The sequence below is a fragment of the Variovorax sp. GW821-FHT09B05 genome (genome assembly GCF_059418265.1).
The window spans coordinates 456,493-473,310 of record NZ_JBWKPN010000003.1 but is presented as its reverse complement, the minus strand read 5'-3'; the positions used below and the strand labels follow the sequence as shown (position 1 = coordinate 473,310).

Genomic DNA, 16,818 nt, shown 5'->3' with positions numbered 1-16,818 from the left:
GAACCGCCGCCGATGGGCAGCTGGTGAGACGAAGTGTGGAAGCCTTCTGTAAGCCGTCCGTGAGCCCCGCGTGAGCCTGCGTAAAGAATGGTGAATGGCGGCGCGGGCGGCCGTGAATTTTTGGGCGCGAGCTACTTGGGACGCGGCCTCTTCAGGCCCCGGTCAGGCGATTTGAGCTTGCCGGTGCGCAACTGGCGCACCGCCTGTGCCACCGCGCGCGCGACGTTGCGCACCTCTTCCTGCAGGTCGGCGTCGGCATCGAGCGTGTCGTGGCTGGTGGCATAGGGCTCGTAGTAGCCGATGTAGCGATCGAGCTGCGCCGCATTGCCCGCGTCGATCAGTCCCATCCAGTCGAGCCAGTCGCAGAGGTTGCGCCGCACGCTCTCGATGCCGGCCACGTCGCCATGCACCACCACGCCATAGGCACGGCCATCGAGATGCTTGGGATAGCCCCAGCCCTCGAGCTCGAGCGCCTTGGCCTCCTCGGCCTTCTTGCCGTGCGTGCTGGTGGGATCGGGGTTGCCGCCATCGGCGCACACCAGGCGGTCGATCATCAGCTTGAGCGGGCTCGTGGCCTGGTACCAGTGGGCGGGCGTGAGCACGATCACGCCATGCGCCGCGGTCCAGCGCTCGTAGATCTCGTTCATCCAGTCGCCGGTCTGGCGCAGCGAATGGTTGGGATAGCAGCTGCAGGGCCAATGGCACAGCGGCATCGCGGTCGAGACGCAGCCCTTGCACGGGTGGATCTCGCGGCCGTAGTCGGAGGTCAGCAGGCTGAGGTCGAGCACGTCGGTCTTCACGCCACTGCCCTCGAGCACCTCGCGCGCGAGCTGCGTCAGGCGCCAGGTCTTGGAAATCTCGCCGGGGCAGGTGCCGTCGTTGCGCGGCGAACCATTGACCAGCAGCACGCGCGAATGGCTCTGCGGATCGGCCCACTTGGCGTGCGCCGCGTCGATGCGCGCCTTGGCCTCGAGCCAGTCGACCGACAGCTCGTAGTCGGGATCGGCATAGCCGGGCCCGGCCTTGCGCGTGACGGGTGCCTTGCGGCCTTCGTGGTAGGCCTCCCAGGCGATCAGCTCGATGCGCCGCAGCGATTCGGACTCGGCCTGGAAGGCCGGGTCCTGGAAGTCCTGCATGAAGCGTTCATGGAACTCGGCGCGCTGCAGCGTGGCGGGCGCCTGTCCTTTTCGGATCGTGGGGGGCATGCAGGCAACGTAGAAGCCTCGCCCGGCCTCGTGCGCCGACCTCCATGCCGACACGCGGTAGGCGCAGGCCGCACCGCCGCGTCGGCGCAGGCTCAGCCGAAGCGGCCCTGGCGGAAGTCGTCGACCGCCTGCTTGATCTGCTCGGGCGTGTTCATCACGAACGGGCCGTACTGCACGATGGGCTCGTTCAACGGATGGCCCGCGATCAGCAGCGCGCGCGCCGGGCTGTGGTTGGTCGAGCCCGCGCGCAGCAGCACGCCGTCGCTGCCGGCCTCGTTCGCGAGGATGGCCATGCGCCGCGTCGGCACCTCGCTGCCCGCGATCCACAGCGATTCGCGGAACACGTAGACCAGCGCGTTGTGCGACGGCGGCAGCGGCTGCGCGAACTCGGCGCCCGGCGGCAGCGTGATGTCGAGGTACAGCGGCTCGGTGCGCTCGCGCCGCACGGCGCCCTCGATGCCATGGCTCGCGCCCGCGATCACGCGCACGTGCACGCCCTCGGCGGTGGTGAACTCGGGGATCTCGGCACTCTGGATGTCGCGGTACCAGGGCTCGCGCAGCTTCTCGTCGGCCGGCAAATTGAGCCAGAGCTGGAAACCTTCCATCAGGCCTTCCTGCTGTTCGGGCAATTCGCTGTGCACCAGACCGCGGCCCGCGGTCATCCATTGCACGCCGCCGTTCTCGAGCAGGCCCTCGTGGCCCGCGCTGTCGCGGTGCCGCATGCGGCCCGCGATCATGTAGGTGACCGTCTCGAAGCCGCGGTGCGGATGGTTCGGAAAGCCGCCGACGTAGTCGCCGGGGTTGTCGCTGCCGAAGGCATCGAGCATGAGGTAGGGATCGAGCCGCTTCTGCAGCGGCTGCCCGAGCACGCGCGTGAGCTTCACGCCGTCGCCATCGCTGGCCGACACACCGGCCACGATGTGGTCGATGCCGCGCGGCGCGGCCACGGGCTCGGTGGGATGGTGGAGATGATGGTGGTTCGTGTGGGTCATCCGGCCATGGTGGCACCAATGGCCCGACCGCGCCACCCGTGGGGGCGGGCGCTCAGCCCCCGGCCGCGGCCTCGAAGCGCGCGCGCATGTGCTCGGGGTACCACTGCGTGAAGCGGATCGCGCCGACGATGGCCGCGACCGTGACCGCGATGCCTACCCACAGCGGCAGCGAAGGCACATAGACCATCGCCACGTCGGCCAGCACCATCAGCGCGAAGGCCACGGCCCAGGCGGCGGTGATGACCATGTTGACCAGCTTGAATCCCGGCAGTACCCAGACCTCGGGCGGCGTCTGCTCCTTCGCGTACTGCAGGGTGAAGGGCTGGCCGATGGCCATCGAGGCCAGCACCACCAGCAGCAGCCCCGCGTCGACGCGCAGCCGCACGCCGAGCAGCGACCACTCGGTGTGCGTGGCGAGCGCGAACACGGCGAGGCCACCGAACAGCAGCACGGTGCCGATCTCGAGCACCTTGACCGTGCGCTTCGGCGTGAGCCAGTCGCGCAGCAGCAGCACGGCCGACAGCGCCGCCGCGGCCGAGAGCGCGGGCACCACGCCGAGCAGGCGGTCGAACAGCGCGAAGACGATGAAGGGCGCGAAGGCCAGCAGCATGCTCATGACGACGCTCCGAAGCGAACGGTGGGTTGCGCATCGGCCTGCGCGGCGGCGCCGGGCACGCTGCCCGCGGCATCGAACCAGTTGCCATGGAAACCGACGGGCACGCGGTGCGGCAGCGCGGCGGTGCATAGCGGGCCGTTGGCCACGGCACGCGCATCGAAGACGGCGAGCTCGCTGGTGTGGGTGGCGCCGCGCCAGATGGTGGCGAGCAGCCAGCCGTCGCCTTCCTCGGCCTGCGCCGAGCGCGGCACGAACACGGCCTCCGACATCGTGTCGGGCGCCGGCAACCGATAGATGCCGCGCTCGCCATTGGCATGGTCGACATGCGCGAGGCCCGCGAAGTTGCGCCGTGCCTCGGTGGAGCCCTCGTCGTCGCGCAGCACGTACCAGCCATGGCGGTAGGGCAGGCCGGCGAAGCGGTCGTCGATGCGCGGGAATTCGCCGGGGCGCGGATCGAGCACGGTGCGCGTGAATTCGCGCGCCGGGTTGGCGAGCTCGAACTGCCAGCGCACCAGGCGCGCGGGCGGATCGCCCGCGCCGATCGGCGAGCCGTCGGGCCGCGGGAACAGCGGCGGCGTGTCGAACTGCATCACGTCGGCGTACAGGCTGCCGTCGGCCTCCCAGGCATTCATCACGTGGAACACGTAGCAGGCCGGGCCGCGCCACCAGACGATGTCGGCGCTGGTGCCGCCGCGCGGCATCAGGCCGACGCGGGTGCCGAACTCGGGCTCCCAGGCATAGGGCGGGCGGCCCTGCTGCGCGCGCTCGAGGCTGGCGGTGATCGGCATGATCGGGAACATCACGTGGCCCTCGGTCACCATGAAGTCGTGGACCATGCTGGCATAGGGCGCCTCGAAGGTCTCGAAGCGCGTGACGCGGCCGTCGGCCGCGATGCTGCCGAAGCTCATGCCCGCCGACAGCGGCGCGGGCGTGCCGTAGCCGAAGAACAGCAGCTCGCCGGTGCGCGGATCGGTCTTGGGATGGGCCGTGAAGCTGCCGTGCAGGCGGCCGTCGAGGTCGGTGGCGCCGAGCGTGTCGAGCCCGGGCAGCGTCATCGCGATCGGCAGGTGCGCTTCCTCGAGCGCGAGCATGCGGCCGGCATGGCCGATCACGTTGGTGTTGCCGGTGCCGTCGTCCTCGCGCTTCGGTGCCTCGCCCTCGGTGCTCTGGAAGCCGACGCGGCGCCGTTCCTGCCCTTCGACCGTGGCCTGCCAGCGCTGGGTGCGCACCCAGCGGTTGCGGTAGTGCACGGCACCGTCGGCGATGTGGAAGGCATGCAGCATGCCGTCGCCGGCGAACCAGTGGGCGCGCGGGTCGGGCGCCACCGGGTTCGGGCCGTTGCGCACCAGCGTGCCGCGCAGGCCGGCGGGCAGCGTGCCCTTCAGCGGCAGCGGACCGACGTCGGTCTCGAAGTCGATCGGGCCCATGTTGGAAGGCGGGGCGCTGCGGGTGACGGCATCGTTCATCGGGGTTCCTTCGGATCGTCGGCCGGGGCCGGTAGGGAGTTGGAAAAGCGGGGAGGGCTTATCTTTCCAGTGGAAATATCGTCGAGCCCTCCGATGAAGTCAAGAGATTTTTCCAGTGGTAAGATTTTTGGATGCCTGCTGCCTCCCGTCCGCGCCGTCCCCGTTCCACGGAGCCGGCCACCGCCGAATCTTCGCCGGCCACAGCGGCCACACCGGCCGAGTCCACCGCGCCGGCCCGCCGCTATCACCACGGCGCCTTGCCCGATGCCTTGCTGGCCGCGGCCGAGACCGTGCTGCAGCGCGACGGCATCGCCGGGCTCGGCCTGCGCGCGATCGCGCGCGAAGCGGGCGTCTCGCACACCGCGCCCAAGCACCACTTCGGCGACACCACCGGCTTGTTGAGCTCGCTCGCCGCCGTGGGGTTCCATCGCCTGGCCGACGCGATGCGCACCTCGGCGCCCGAGGGTGCCGACGCCAGCGCGCGGCGCAACGCGATCGGCCGCGCCTACGTGCATTTCGCGCACGAGAACCCGGCGCTGTTCGGGCTGATGTTCCGCACCGAGAAGATCGACATGCTGCACCCGGTGCTGGGCGCCGCGGCCGCCGAGGCGATGCGCGTGATGGCCTCGATCATCGGCGGCGCGCCGCGGCTGCCCGACAGCCCGCCCACCTCGCTGAGCAATGCCGAAGCCATGCAGATGACCTCGGCCTGGGGCTATGTGCACGGGCTCGCGGTGCTGCTGATCGATCACCGGCTGCGCGGCATCCTCAAGCTCGCGCCGGGCTTCGACGATCCGCTGGCGCTGGTCGACGCGGCACTGGACGAGGTGCGCTTCGGGCTGGAGCTCGAGCCGCGGGGCTGAGTCCGCCGTTTTCAGGCCGACGGCTGCCAGTACCGGTACTGCCAGCGCGTCTGGAAACCGGCGCGCCGGTACAGCGCCAGCGCGGGATCGTTCTGCGCCTCGACCTGCAGGAACACCCGTTCGAACCCCCGCTCGACCGCCACCTGCGCCAGCCCCGCGAGCACGCGCCCGGCCAGGCCGCGGCCGCGCTGCGCGGCGTCGGTGCGCATGCCGTGCACGCTGGCCCAGCCATGGCCGAAAGCCATCGCGCCCGCGGCCACGGTGCGGCCGCCTTCGCGCACGCTCGCATAGAGCGAACCCTGGGCACGCGCCAGCACGCGCACGCGGTGGGCGCCGTCGACGGGATCGAAACCCTCGCCGAGGAACAGCGCCGCCCAGGCCTCGTCGGGCGCGGTGTCGACCTCGGCCGGCAGCGCGCCGGCCGGTGCCACGGCCTGCATCCGGCGCAAGGTGGCGGTCTGCACCAGCGTGGGCTTGGCGCCGCGATAGCGCCGGGCTTCGAGTTCGGCACGCAGGCCGTCGAAGCAGGCGAGATCGGCCAGCCGCAGCATGGGCGGGAGCCCCTGCGCGGCGTAGTCTTGCTCGATCCGCTCGAGCGTGCCCTCGGCCGCCGGCGCATGGCGCAGCGGCACGGCCGAGCGGGCGCGCGAGACCGTGCCGTGATCGAAGGGCAGCAGCCAGCCCTCGATGGCGCCGACGGCATCGGGCGAGACGGCCGCGACCGTGGCGCGCTCGATCGCTTCGACCTCGGCGCTCATGGGTTCGGCTCCGGCGGCGCGAACTTCGCGCTGGCCACGCTCTTGAGCAAGGCCTCACGCTGATTGCGGCTGATGCCGCGCACGCCCTCGGCCACCCACTTCACGCGGTCGGGATCGATGGTGCCGTCGCGCCGCCACTGCTCGAGCACCGCCTGCGGCTTGTGCAGCATGGCCGCGAGCCAGACCGCCTGCGCCGGTTCGAGGCTGCGCGCGCTGCGCTTGAAATAGCGCTTGGCCGCGGCTTCCGCGCCGCACAGGTTGCCGCCCCAGGGCGCGTTGTCGAGGTAGAGCTGCAGGATGCGCGCCTTGCCCAGCGTCTGTTCCATCTCGACCGCGTAGAGCAGCTCGCGCAGCTTGCGCTCGGCCGTGCGCTCGCTGCCGGTCGCCAGCAGCTTCGCGAGTTGCTGCGTGAGCGTGCTGCCGCCGCGCTTCTGCGCGCCTTCCTTCTGGTTGTTGTCGATGGAGGCCAGGATCTCGGTCAGGTCGTAGCCGGTGTGGGTGAAGAAGCGCTGGTCCTCCGCGGCGATGACCGCGCGCGCGAGCCAGCTGTCGTTGGTCAACCTGGCCGAGGGGCCGCAGCTGGTGCGCGCGCCCAGCATGGCCTCGGTGCCCAGGCCCTCGACCGTGAACTGGCTGACGCTGGGCAGCACCGAGAAGGTGGCTTCGGGCAGCACGACATGGCCGTGCAATGCCAGCGTGCCGCCGATGCGCGCGCGCTGCAGCTCGGGCAGGCCGGGCACCAGCACCGCGTACCAGCGCGCGATCGGCGCATCCTGGATGTCGACGCTGAGCTGCAGGTTCTTCGGCGCGAGGCGGCCTTCCCACTTGCCCTGCAGCGTGGCGGCGGGATCGCCCACGGGCGATCCCTGCGGCGTGGCGCCGAGCGTGCCGTTGAGCGTGTTGCCGTCGCGGCGCACCGTGGCCACCAGCTGCTGCACGCGGATCGGCTGCGCGCCCAGCGCCGGCAACTCGACGCTGCATGGCGCGCAGTGCAGCTCGAGCAGGCCGTCGGCCGCCTTCCAGGCGAAGCGCACGGTGCCGTGGCCGGTGTCGAGCGAGCGGCCGTCGAGCCACGGCGCGAACCAGGGCGAGGTGGCGATGCGCACCGCGGTCGGCACGCCGGTCTCGAAGGCGAGCGGACCGGCCTTCACCGTGGTGCGCCATTCGCCGGGCGCGGGGGCCAGCGCGAGCTTGACGATCAGGAAGATCGCCACGCCGGCCGTGATTACCAGAGCCAGCAGGCCGAAGAGGAGAAATCGCAGGGTCTTTTTCAGCAATGGGTTCACATCGGTCTCGCCACGGTGACGGCTTGCCACGGTCCGTTCGACCGGCCGCTGGCTGCCGCCCAGTACCAGGCTGAAGTGTCGGTGAAAGCGGCGCCATCGGCGTCGACGATGCGCTCGCAGACGCGGAACTTTTGCCCGCCGTGCCGTTGCGCAACAAAACAGCGCCACAAATGCGACTCGCCGGCCTGCACCTGGTGCTCCAGCCGCTCCTGCGCGATGCGGTAGCCGAGCGCGCGATAGCAGTCGGCGGCCGGATGCAGCATGCGCGTGGGTTCGCGCACCTCACGCATCACCAGGGTCTGGCGGCCGTCGGTCATGCGGCCGATGGCGCCTGGAAAGCGGTCGGCGAAGCGCTGCTCCACCTCGCTGAGCGCGAGCGGACGCAGCGCGGCGCCCTCCCATTCGCGCGGCCACTCGATCGTGCTCGCCACGGGCGCGGCCACGGCCGGCGTGCGCAGCGCGGCGGCGCCCGACCACAGGATGCACAGCAGCATCGCGATGGCGAACAGCGTCTTGTGGCCCATGCGGTTGATGAAGTGATTCGCGAACAGGCGTTCGAACAGACGCTCAATGGGCAGTGTCGACACGGCGGCCTCCCTGGGTGGTGATCAGGCCCGGAACGGGCCGCATGACGAAATCGAGGCCCGCGCCGCTTCGCTCGCGCGCCATCAGCCGCGCGATGGCACCGCACACCAGCGCCAGCACGACCAGGCCCAGCGCGTTGTGCGCCCACGGCGCCAGCGGATGGCCGGCGCCCTCGCAGGCGATCAGCACGCTGTTGCGCACGATGTTGCCGGCCAGCACCGCGAGGCCGACCAGCGGCAGCCGGGCCAGGAAGCCACGGTCGGCGCGCCGCGCCCACAGCGCGACGGCGCAGGCCGTGAAGTAGCCGAGCCAGACCATCTGCACGCCCGAACACGGCGCATCGACGATCACCATCCGGCCGTCGATCAGCAAGGTGCTGCCTTCGCGCGCCACCTCGAAGCCCGGTGCCAGCAACCAGCGGCTGGCCTCGGCCGTCACCACGCGCAGCGGATAGCCGGCATAGAACTGCAGCGACGAGAGCAGCGGCAACGCCAGCACCGCGAGGCCCGCGACCGGCACGGCCGCCACGCGGCGCGGCAGGAAGGCCATGAGGCCCGCCGCCAATGACAGCACCGCCAGCAGGCCGGCCGCGAGCGGCGGCAGCGCGGGCAGGCTGCCGAGGCCGGTGCGCAGCACGGTCGCCGCGAGCGTGCCGGTGCCGGCCAGCGCGAGCCAGCCCAGCCGCGGCGCGGCGCGCAGTTCGCCGCGGCACTGCCAGGCCAGCGCCGCGAGCGCGACCAGCGCCAGCAGCCCGAGCGGATCGTCCGATCCGTCGACCATGCGCCGCAGCATCCAGCCCCAGGTCGGCGCCAGCGCGGCGAACTGCAGGGCCAGCCAGGCGGCGGCCGGGAATCGGTCGATGCGGATCCCCCAATCCACGATGCGTGGATGGCGGTGGGCAAGCGTTGCCAGGGACATGAGGTCGTGCTCCCGCATCAGGCCGTGAAACGGCGTGCATCTTGGCGGCGCGCGCGGCGGCGCAGCATCGCCAGCACCGACAGCACGACCGCGATGGCGCCCAGCGTCTCGGGCTCGGGCGTGCTCGGCACCTCGGCGCTGAGCGCGCCGCCGTCCACGGCGGTATCACTGACACCCTGAGGCATCGGCAGCGGCTGGTTCACGCTGGCGCTGTCCTGCGGCGCGGCATTGCGCACCACCTTGTCGACCGCGATGAAGCTGGTGTATTGGGTCAGCAGGCCGTACTTGAGGCCGAGCTCGGTGATGCGGTCCTTGAAGGCGGCGCTGCCTTCGAGCGCTTCCTGGTCGCTCAGGCTCTGGATGCGATGGCGCGCCCACAGCGTGCGCAGCGCGGCCGTGTCCTGGCGCGTGCGCGCATCGATGCGCACTTCCTGGCGGTACGGGCCTTCGGCGCCCTGGCCCTCGACGATCACGCGGCCGCGCGCTTCGCCGCGCCACTTGCCGAACACGATCACCGGCCGTTCGCCCAGCACGTCGGGCAGCGCCTGCGGCTCCACGTCGTACACGTCCAGTCCGCCGAAGGTGGCCTTCACGCTGGTCAGCACCGGCGACTCGACCATGCGGCGGAAGCGCGCGGCCTGCTCGGGCGCCTGCGCCGGGTCGGTGATGATGAAGGGCTCGCCCATGCCGGCGCGCGCGATGCCTTCCATCAGGCTGCGGTTGACCGAGGAGCCGATGCCGAAGGCGAACACGTTGGCCTTCGACAGGTTGTTGCGCACCAGCTCGAAAGCCTCGCGCTCGACCGTCACGTAGCCGTCGGTCACCACCACCACGGTGCGCGAGACCTTCTCGTCCTTCGGCTCGGCATACACGCGCTTGAGTGCCGGGATCAGCTCGGTGCTGCCGCCGCCCTCGAAGTTCTTGATGGTGGCCAGCGCCTGTTCGATGTTGGCGCGGGTCGCGGGCACCGAGGCCGGCGACAGCATCTTGTTGCTGCCCGAGAACAGCAGCACGTTGAAGGTGTCGCTGGGGCGCAGGCCGCCGATCAGGCGCTCGAGCACCGTCTTCGCGGTGTCGAGCGGAAAGCCGTGCATCGAGCCCGAGATGTCGACCACGAAGATGTAGTCGCGCGGCGAGATGGCGCTGGCGGCCACGGCCTTGGGCGGCTCGACCATCGCGAGGAAGAAGTTCTCGGCGTTCTCGCCCTGGCCCTTGTAGAGCATCAGGCCCGATTCGATCTTCTCGCCCGCGAGGCGGTAGTCGAGCACGAAGTCGCGGTTGTCGGCCGGGCGGCCGTCGGCGGCCAGCTCGATCTCGGCATGGCGGTCCTCGTCGCTCTTCTTCACGGCGATGGCGTGCGTCATCGAGCGGATCTCCTTCAGGCCCATCGGCGTGTCGATGCTGGCCTTGAGCCGGAAGGTGGTGCCGGCCGCCACGCCCGCGCGCAGCGTGGGCTGGCCGACCCAGGGCGCCTGCGCGTTCGAGGACTGCGGGCTGTTGTAGCGCGGGCCCACCACGGTGGGGAACACGAACGCGTAGTTGCCCGACTGCGGCACCAGCAGCTCGCTGTAGCGCAGCTCCACCTTCACGTCGTCGCCCGGCAGGATGTTGGCGACGTTCATTTGGAACACGTTCGGCAGGTGCTGCTCGAGCAGCGCGGCGGTCTTGCCCTCGCGCTTGGCGGTGTCGTATTCGATCTTGGCTTGCTGCTTCTCGCGGATCTGCGCGGTGATCAGGCGGTCGGCCAGTCGCACGTTGAGGCCGCTCACGGCCGCCTGGGTCGAGCCCGGGAACACGTACTTGGCCTCGATGGGCCGCTGGCCCTCGTTGCGGTAGGTCTGGGTCACCGTCACGTCGGCGATCACGCCCGAGATCTTCACCGAGACCTCGGTGCCCTTGAGCGGCAGGCGGTCGATCGAGGGATCGTCGCTCTTCACGAAGAAATACGGGCTCTCGGTCTTCAGGCGCGGCGCGGCCGCTTCCTGCGCATGCACGGGATTCAGGCTCAGCGCGACGAAGCCCGCGACCGCGAGGCTCAGCGTCGCCAGCCAGAGCCAGCGGCCGGGTCGATGGGTGGAGGGGGTGTGCATGTCGGGTCCTCTTCTCTGTGTATCGGATGGCCTGCACTGTCGCCAGCCTGCGAGAAGGCATTGGGAAGGCTTCTTGAAGTCCGCCGCGCTGTGTGAAGTCCGCGTGAAGTCGCCGCGCCGCCACGCTTCACACGGGCTTCGGATCGCACGGCGAGCATCCGGTCCGTCGTCAACGAGGAGAGAAAACATGCTTCAACTGCTGAAGGATTCGATGCTGGCCAAGGTGGGCGGGCTGCTGCTGCTGGTGTTGCTGCTGTGCATTCCGCTGGCCGAGATCGACCGCATCAACAACGAGCGCGGCGACAGCCAGCGCGAGGCCGCCGCCGAACTGGCCGCCACCTACGCGGGCCCGCAGACCGTGGTCGGCCCGCTGCTGCTGGTGCCCTACGTCGAGCGCTGGATGGAGCCACTGCGCGACGCGCAGGGCAAGGTGATCGGCCAGGAAGCGCGCAGCAAGGAGATGGCGCACGTGGTGTTCCCCGACAAGCTGCACATCGAGGGTTCGATGACGCCGCAGCAGCGCTACCGCGGCATCTTCAAGATCCCGTTCTACACGCTCGACGCCACGCTGTCGGGCGGCTTCGCGGCCTTCGACCCCGAGGCGGTCGCGCACAGCGAGCCCGGGTCGAAGATCGAATTCAAGGCCCCGCTGGTGGCCTTCAACGTGAGCGACCTGCGCGGCCTCGACGGTTCGCCCGCGCTGACGGTGAACGGCGCCGAGTTGCGACTGCGCCAGCGCGTGCCCGGCCTGCCCGACGACTCCTGGTTCGCCAACGGCATCCACGCGCCGCTCGGCGGCGCGGCCCTGGCCGCATGGCAGTCGCGCGCGCCGCTGCCCTTCGAGATGAAGCTCTCGCTGGTCGGCCAGGACACCCTGTCGATGGTGCCGATCGCGGAAGAAACCAGCGCGCACCTGAAGTCACCCTGGGCCCATCCGAGCTTCGGCGGCCGCTTCCTCGCGGCGCAGCGCGAGGTCACGCCGCAAGGCTTCGATGCACACTGGCGCGTGTCCTCGCTCGTGAGCTCGGCGCGCGAACAGGTGCGCGTCGACCTGGCGGGCCGCGCCGACGCGACGGCGGCCTCGGCCAACGGCAATGTGCGCGCCGGCCCGCAGCCCTTCAACCCGCAGAGCTTCGATGTCTCGCTCGCGCAGCCGATCAACGTCTATTCGATGAGCACTCGCGCGGGCAAGTACGGCGCGCTCTTCATCGGCCTGGTGCTGATGGCCGCCTTCATGTTCGAGCTGTTCCGCAAGCTGCGGCTGCACCCGGTGCAGTACGGCCTGGTGGGCCTGTCGATCGCGATCTTCTTCCTGCTGCTGCTGGCACTGTCGGAGAAGCTGGCCTTCTGGCTCGCCTATGCGGGCGCGGCCGGCGCGAGCGTGCTGCTGCTGGGCATCTACTTCGCCGCCGTGCTCGGCAGCTGGAAGCGCGGCGCCGGTTTCGCGGGCTTCGTCGCGGTGCTCTACGGCGCCCTCTACGGGCTGCTGGCCTCCGAGAGCAATGCGCTGCTGCTCGGCGCGCTGCTGATCTTCGGCATGCTCTCGGCGCTGATGCTGATGACGCGCAAGGTCGACTGGTATGCGCTGTCGCGCCGGCCCGAAGCCGCACCGGCGGCCCTCACCGATCCGGCATGAAAGCGCTGCGCGTCGCGCTCGGTGCCCTGGGCTGGCTGGCACTGGTCGCTCTCTGCTTCTGGGCCTGGCACCTGAAGGATCCGCACCTGCGCTTCCTGCGCGCCTGGGAGGTGCCGCTGCTGCTCACGCTCGCGGGCGGCGGCGTGGCGATCGTCTGGCGCTTCGCGCGTCGTTCGCTGCGCCCGATGCTGCTCGGGCTGCTGTGCGCGGTGATGCTCTGCAGCGGGGCCGACGAGCTCTCGAGCCGCCAGCGCCGCGCGGAAGTGCTCGCCGCATCGGACGCGCAGGCACGCAGGCTCGGCGCGCACTTCATCGTCGGCTACGAGAACGCCGAGATGCCGATGCTGCGCGAGCTCGCGCGCCACGGCGCGATCGGCGGCATCTTCGTGACCGGCCGCAACGTCAAAGGCCGCAGCGCGACGCAACTGCGCGAGGAGATCTCGAGCCTGCAGGAGTTGCGCACGGCGGCCAGCCTGCCGCCGCTGATCGTCGCCACCGACCAGGAAGGCGGCGCCGTGTCGCGGCTCTCGCCGCTGATCGAACGCCAGCCTTCGCTCGCCACCCTGATCGATGCCGACGTGCCCGAGAACGAACTCGCGCAGCGCGCCCGTGCCTACGGAGAGCAGCAGGGCAGGGCGCTCGCCGCGCTGGGCATCACGCTCAACTTCAGCCCGGTGGTCGACCTGCGCACCGGCCGCGCGCCGGGCCGTTGGGACCTGCACACCCGCATCGACGAACGCGCGATCTCGGCCGACCCGGCACTCGTCGCCGAGGTGGCGCGGGCCTACGAACAGGGCCTCGAAGCGGCCGGTGTGCAAGGCACGCTCAAGCACTTTCCGGGACTGGCCGGCGTGGCCGAGGACACGCACCATGCGGCCGGCTTCCTGCGCACGCCCGCGGCCCGACTTGCAACACATGACTGGAAACCGTTTCAAGAGGTGTCGGCTTCGACACAAGCGGCTGTCATGCTCGCCCATGTGATCGTTCCAGAACTCGACCCCGACCATCCGGCATCGTTCTCGCGCAAAATCGTGCAGTCCGTGATTCGCGGCGCGTGGGGGCACGACGGCCTGCTCGTCACCGACGATCTCACGATGGGTGCAGCCTACGACCGGGGCCTGTGCAACGCCACGGTGCGTGCGCTGAATGCCGGCGTGGACCTGCTGCTGGTCGCCTACGACCACGACAAGTACTTCGACGCGATGCACTGCGCGCGGCAGGCCGAGAGCCGCGGCGCCATCGACGCCGCCATGCTGGCCGCGAGCGCATCGCGGCTGGCCCGGAACCCGCGCCTGCGCGGACTCTCTCAATAGCAGGACCTCCCTCATGTTCAATCCCTTCAAGCCCCGCTCACCCGACGCCCCCGAACCATCGCGCTGGCAGCGCATCGCCGTCTGGAGCGCCATCGTCGCCGGCTCGGGCGTGCTGGTGCTCGCGGTCGCGGGCGCCGTCGCCATCGCCCTGATCTCGCCGCGCCTGCCCGACAGCTCCGAACTCGCCGACTACCGGCCCAAGCAGCCGCTGCGCGTGTTTTCGTCCGACGGCGAGCTGCTCGGCGAATTCGGCGAGGAGCGCCGCAACCTCACGCCCTTCGCGGCGATCCCCAAGGTCATGAAGGACGCGGTGCTCGCGGTGGAAGACGCGCGCTTCTACGACCACGGCGGCGTCGACTACAAGGGCTTCGTGCGCGCGGCGGTGGCCAGCCTCAAGGGCGGACGCAAGCAGGGTGCCTCCACCATCACGATGCAGGTGGCGCGCAACGTCTACCTGAGCTCCGAGCGCACGCTGAGCCGCAAGGCCTACGAGATCCTGCTGTCGCTGCGGCTCGAGCAGCAGCTGACCAAGGACCAGATCCTCGAGATCTACATGAACCAGATCTACCTCGGCAACCGTGCCTACGGTTTCGCCGCGGCATCGGACGCCTACTTCGGCAAGCCGCTGGCCAACATCACGATCGCCGAGGCCGCGATGCTCGCGGGCCTGCCGAAGGCGCCGGGCACCAACAACCCGGTGGCCAATCCGCGCCGCGCCCGCGCGCGCCAGCTCTACGTGATCGACCGCATGCAGGAGACCGGCTTCATCACCGCCGAGCAGGCGGCCGAGGCCAAGAAGGAGGAACTGCACCTGCGCGATGCCGCCGACCCGAACCGGCTGCACGCCGAATTCGTGGCCGAGACGGTGCGCCAGATGATGCATTCGCAGTACGGCGACAGCATCTACACCAGCGGCATGAAGGTCTATACCTCGCTGGTGGCGGCCGACCAGTCGGCGGCCTACCGCTCGCTGCGCCGCGGCATCATGGACTACGAGCGCCGCCAGCCCTACCGCGGCCCCGAGAAGTTCGTCGACCTGCCCGACGATCCGAAGGAGGTCGACGAAGCGGTCGACGACGCGCTGGCCGAGCATCCCGACAACGGCGACGTGATCGCGGCCGTGGTGCTCGATGCATCGCCCAAGCAGGTCAGCGCGGTGCGCGCGAACGGCGAGGCGATCGAGATCACGGGCGAAGGCCTGCGGCCCGCGCAGTCGGGCCTGGCGGCCAAGGCGCAACCGAACATCAAGATCCGCCGCGGCGCGGTGATCCGCGTGGCGCGCACGGCCAAGAACAGCTGGGAGATCACGCAACTGCCCGAGGTCGAAGGCGCCTTCATCGGCATGGACCCGCGCACCGGCGCGATCAAGGCGCTGGTCGGCGGCTTCGACTACAGCAAGAACAAGTTCAACCACGTGACGCAGGCCTGGCGCCAGCCCGGTTCGAGCTTCAAGCCCTTCATCTACTCGGCCGCGCTCGAGAAGGGCTTCACGCCCGCCACCGTGGTGAACGACGCGCCGCTGTACTTCGAGCCCGGCGCCAACGGCGGCCAGCCCTGGGAACCGAAGAACTTCGACGGCGGTTTCGAAGGCCCGATGCCGCTGCGCACCGCGCTGATGAAATCGAAGAACCTGGTGACGATCCGCGTGCTGCAATCGATCGGTACCGACTACGCGCAGGACTGGATCACGCGCTTCGGCTTCGACAAGGACAAGCATCCGGCCAACCTGCCGATGGCGCTCGGCGCGGGCTCGGTCACGCCGCTGCAGATGGCCGCCGGCTATTCGGTGTTCGCCAACGGCGGCTACCGCGTCAATCCCTACCTCGTGACGCGCGTGACCGATGCCAAGGACAAGGTGCTGATGGAAACCGAGCCGCCGGCGCTCGACGAAAGCAACCGCGCGATCCCCGCGCGCAACGCCTACCTGATGGACTCGCTGCTGCAGAGCGTGGTGCGCAACGGCACCGGCTTCAAGGCCTACCAGGCGCTCAAGCGCGACGACCTGTTCGGCAAGACCGGCACCACCAACGACTCCTTCGACACCTGGTTCGCGGGCTTCCAACCCACCATGGTCGGCGTGACCTGGATCGGCTACGACACGCCGCGCCAGCTCGGCGTGCGCGGCGAGACCGGCGGCAGCCTGAGCCTGCCGATCTGGACCGGCTACATGCAGACCGCGCTGCGCGGCGTGCCGGTGGCGCAGCTGCCCGAGCCGCCGGGCCTGGTGCACGTGGACGGCGAGCTCTACTTCGACGACTACGCGCCGGGCCGCGGTGTCGCGAGCCTGGGCCTCGAGCCCGAGGCCGCGCCGCAGCCGGTCGAGGTGCTGACCGGCGTGCCGATCGGCGCGCCGCCGCAGCCCGAGGAGCGCAACCGCATCCTGGACTTCTTCCGCTAGGGCCGCGGGCGGCAGGGGCCGCGCCGGGGTCTCTACACTCGGCGCACACCCTTTCTTCCCGTCCGCCCGTTCCCAAGTCCATGGAAATCCTCACCCTGGTGGCGCTGATCGCCATCGGCGCCTACCTCCTCAAGTCCCACGACCAGCGCCGGCGCATCGCGCTGCTGGCGCGCCACCTGGGCAACTACCAGATCGAGAAGCTGATGGAAAACCTCACCGAGGGCTACCTGCGCTGCCTCGGCGAGGACGATCCCGAACGACGCCAGCAGATCTGGGGCGTGCTCGACGCGACCGAGGCGCGGCTCGCGGCCCAGTTCGCCAATTTCGCGGCCGAGTTCGCGCGCGTGGATGCCGCGCAGACGCGCGTGAGCACCTCGCCGCTGGCGACGCTGCCCTATGCGCACCTGCTGTTTCCGCGCGAGACCTTCGACCTGCGCGCGGCCTTCGCGATCCATGCGCGCGGCATCAACGAGGTGATGCACAACCGCGCCGGCCGCAGTCCCAAGGACAAGGCCTACACGCTGTCGGCCGAGCTGTTCCTGATGCAGCACACCTGCCACTGGTTCTGCAAATCGAAGATGGTGGCCTCGGCGCGCATGCTGGCGCGCCACAAGACCCCGTACGAACAGCTGATCGCCTCGGTCAGCGAAGGCACGCGGCGCGACTACCTCGCGCTGATCGGGCGCGAGTAG

14 protein-coding genes are annotated in these 16,818 nt (G+C 70.3%); 5 read left to right on the top strand and 9 right to left on the bottom strand.

Going from position 1 to position 16,818, the window contains the following annotated elements:
* Positions 1 to 131: 131 nt before the first annotated feature.
* From AC07RM_RS10615 to AC07RM_RS10600, 4 genes are all read right to left on the bottom strand, one after another.
* Complete coding sequence (locus AC07RM_RS10615; RefSeq protein WP_093343610.1) at positions 132 to 1,205, bottom strand: flavodoxin family protein; 1,074 nt, start codon at positions 1,203 to 1,205, stop codon at positions 132 to 134.
* A gap of 92 nt (positions 1,206 to 1,297) precedes the next feature.
* The gene (locus AC07RM_RS10610) at positions 1,298 to 2,197 is read right to left on the bottom strand and encodes a pirin family protein (RefSeq protein WP_057591842.1); all 900 of its coding nucleotides are present in this window, start codon (positions 2,195 to 2,197) and stop codon (positions 1,298 to 1,300) included.
* Positions 2,198 to 2,249: 52 nt separating this feature from the next.
* Entirely contained in the window at positions 2,250 to 2,813 is a 564-nt protein-coding gene (locus tag AC07RM_RS10605; RefSeq protein WP_208511711.1) for a hypothetical protein, read from the bottom strand.
* Complete coding sequence (locus AC07RM_RS10600; RefSeq protein WP_495334427.1) at positions 2,810 to 4,279, bottom strand: carotenoid oxygenase family protein; 1,470 nt, start codon at positions 4,277 to 4,279, stop codon at positions 2,810 to 2,812. The genes AC07RM_RS10605 and AC07RM_RS10600 overlap by 4 nt, the downstream gene beginning before the upstream one ends.
* 131 nt (positions 4,280 to 4,410) lie before the next feature.
* Here AC07RM_RS10600 and AC07RM_RS10595 point away from each other — a divergent pair, with 131 nt between their 5' ends.
* Positions 4,411 to 5,142 (top strand): TetR/AcrR family transcriptional regulator, encoded by a 732-nt coding sequence (locus tag AC07RM_RS10595; RefSeq protein ID WP_495334426.1) that lies wholly within the window; start codon positions 4,411 to 4,413, stop codon positions 5,140 to 5,142.
* A gap of 11 nt (positions 5,143 to 5,153) precedes the next feature.
* Here the strand turns inward: AC07RM_RS10595 and AC07RM_RS10590 are convergent, their stop codons facing one another.
* From AC07RM_RS10590 to AC07RM_RS10570, 5 genes are read right to left on the bottom strand one after another with little or no spacing between them, the layout of a single operon-like run.
* Positions 5,154 to 5,900 (bottom strand): GNAT family N-acetyltransferase, encoded by a 747-nt coding sequence (locus AC07RM_RS10590; RefSeq protein WP_495334425.1) that lies wholly within the window; start codon positions 5,898 to 5,900, stop codon positions 5,154 to 5,156.
* Entirely contained in the window at positions 5,897 to 7,186 is a 1,290-nt protein-coding gene (locus tag AC07RM_RS10585; RefSeq protein WP_495334424.1) for a biosynthetic peptidoglycan transglycosylase, read from the bottom strand. Before AC07RM_RS10585 ends, AC07RM_RS10590 begins: the two co-directional genes overlap by 4 nt.
* On the bottom strand, positions 7,183 to 7,710 hold the full coding sequence (locus AC07RM_RS10580) for a hypothetical protein (RefSeq protein WP_495334541.1): 528 nt from the start codon (positions 7,708 to 7,710) through the stop codon (positions 7,183 to 7,185). The genes AC07RM_RS10585 and AC07RM_RS10580 overlap by 4 nt, the downstream gene beginning before the upstream one ends.
* Positions 7,711 to 7,753: 43 nt before the next feature.
* Positions 7,754 to 8,689, bottom strand: coding sequence for an exosortase Q (gene xrtQ, locus AC07RM_RS10575; protein ID WP_495334423.1), 936 nt, complete (start codon positions 8,687 to 8,689; stop codon positions 7,754 to 7,756).
* Positions 8,690 to 8,706: 17 nt separating this feature from the next.
* A complete protein-coding gene (locus AC07RM_RS10570; protein ID WP_495334422.1) occupies positions 8,707 to 10,779 on the bottom strand; it encodes a VIT and vWA domain-containing protein in 2,073 nt (690 codons plus the stop codon).
* Between the two features lie 187 nt (positions 10,780 to 10,966).
* Here AC07RM_RS10570 and creD point away from each other — a divergent pair, with 187 nt between their 5' ends.
* From creD to AC07RM_RS10550, 4 genes are all read left to right on the top strand, one after another.
* A complete protein-coding gene (gene creD, locus AC07RM_RS10565) occupies positions 10,967 to 12,415 on the top strand; it encodes a cell envelope integrity protein CreD (protein WP_495334421.1) in 1,449 nt (482 codons plus the stop codon).
* Positions 12,412 to 13,728: a glycoside hydrolase family 3 N-terminal domain-containing protein gene (locus tag AC07RM_RS10560; protein ID WP_495334420.1), complete on the top strand. Its 1,317-nt coding sequence runs from the start codon at positions 12,412 to 12,414 to the stop codon at positions 13,726 to 13,728. Before creD ends, AC07RM_RS10560 begins: the two co-directional genes overlap by 4 nt.
* 13 nt (positions 13,729 to 13,741) lie before the next feature.
* The gene (locus tag AC07RM_RS10555) at positions 13,742 to 16,126 is read left to right on the top strand and encodes a penicillin-binding protein 1A (RefSeq protein WP_495334419.1); all 2,385 of its coding nucleotides are present in this window, start codon (positions 13,742 to 13,744) and stop codon (positions 16,124 to 16,126) included.
* Between the two features lie 80 nt (positions 16,127 to 16,206).
* A complete protein-coding gene (locus AC07RM_RS10550) occupies positions 16,207 to 16,818 on the top strand; it encodes a hypothetical protein (protein ID WP_495334418.1) in 612 nt (203 codons plus the stop codon).

Excerpts from the sequence above, each read along its gene's own strand:
- AC07RM_RS10615 (WP_093343610.1), bottom strand. The coding sequence starts at position 1,205 with ATGCCCCCCACGATCCGAAAAGGACAGGCGCCCGCCACGCTGCAGCGC.
- AC07RM_RS10610 (WP_057591842.1), bottom strand. The coding sequence starts at position 2,197 with ATGACCCACACGAACCACCATCATCTCCACCATCCCACCGAGCCCGTG.
- AC07RM_RS10605 (WP_208511711.1), bottom strand. The coding sequence starts at position 2,813 with ATGAGCATGCTGCTGGCCTTCGCGCCCTTCATCGTCTTCGCGCTGTTC.
- AC07RM_RS10600 (WP_495334427.1), bottom strand. The coding sequence starts at position 4,279 with ATGAACGATGCCGTCACCCGCAGCGCCCCGCCTTCCAACATGGGCCCG.
- AC07RM_RS10595 (WP_495334426.1), top strand. The coding sequence starts at position 4,411 with ATGCCTGCTGCCTCCCGTCCGCGCCGTCCCCGTTCCACGGAGCCGGCC.
- AC07RM_RS10590 (WP_495334425.1), bottom strand. The coding sequence starts at position 5,900 with ATGAGCGCCGAGGTCGAAGCGATCGAGCGCGCCACGGTCGCGGCCGTC.
- AC07RM_RS10580 (WP_495334541.1), bottom strand. The coding sequence starts at position 7,710 with ATGGGCCACAAGACGCTGTTCGCCATCGCGATGCTGCTGTGCATCCTG.
- xrtQ (WP_495334423.1), bottom strand. The coding sequence starts at position 8,689 with ATGTCCCTGGCAACGCTTGCCCACCGCCATCCACGCATCGTGGATTGG.
- AC07RM_RS10570 (WP_495334422.1), bottom strand. The coding sequence starts at position 10,779 with ATGCACACCCCCTCCACCCATCGACCCGGCCGCTGGCTCTGGCTGGCG.
- creD (WP_495334421.1), top strand. The coding sequence starts at position 10,967 with ATGCTTCAACTGCTGAAGGATTCGATGCTGGCCAAGGTGGGCGGGCTG.
- AC07RM_RS10560 (WP_495334420.1), top strand. The coding sequence starts at position 12,412 with ATGAAAGCGCTGCGCGTCGCGCTCGGTGCCCTGGGCTGGCTGGCACTG.
- AC07RM_RS10555 (WP_495334419.1), top strand. The coding sequence starts at position 13,742 with ATGTTCAATCCCTTCAAGCCCCGCTCACCCGACGCCCCCGAACCATCG.
- AC07RM_RS10550 (WP_495334418.1), top strand. The coding sequence starts at position 16,207 with ATGGAAATCCTCACCCTGGTGGCGCTGATCGCCATCGGCGCCTACCTC.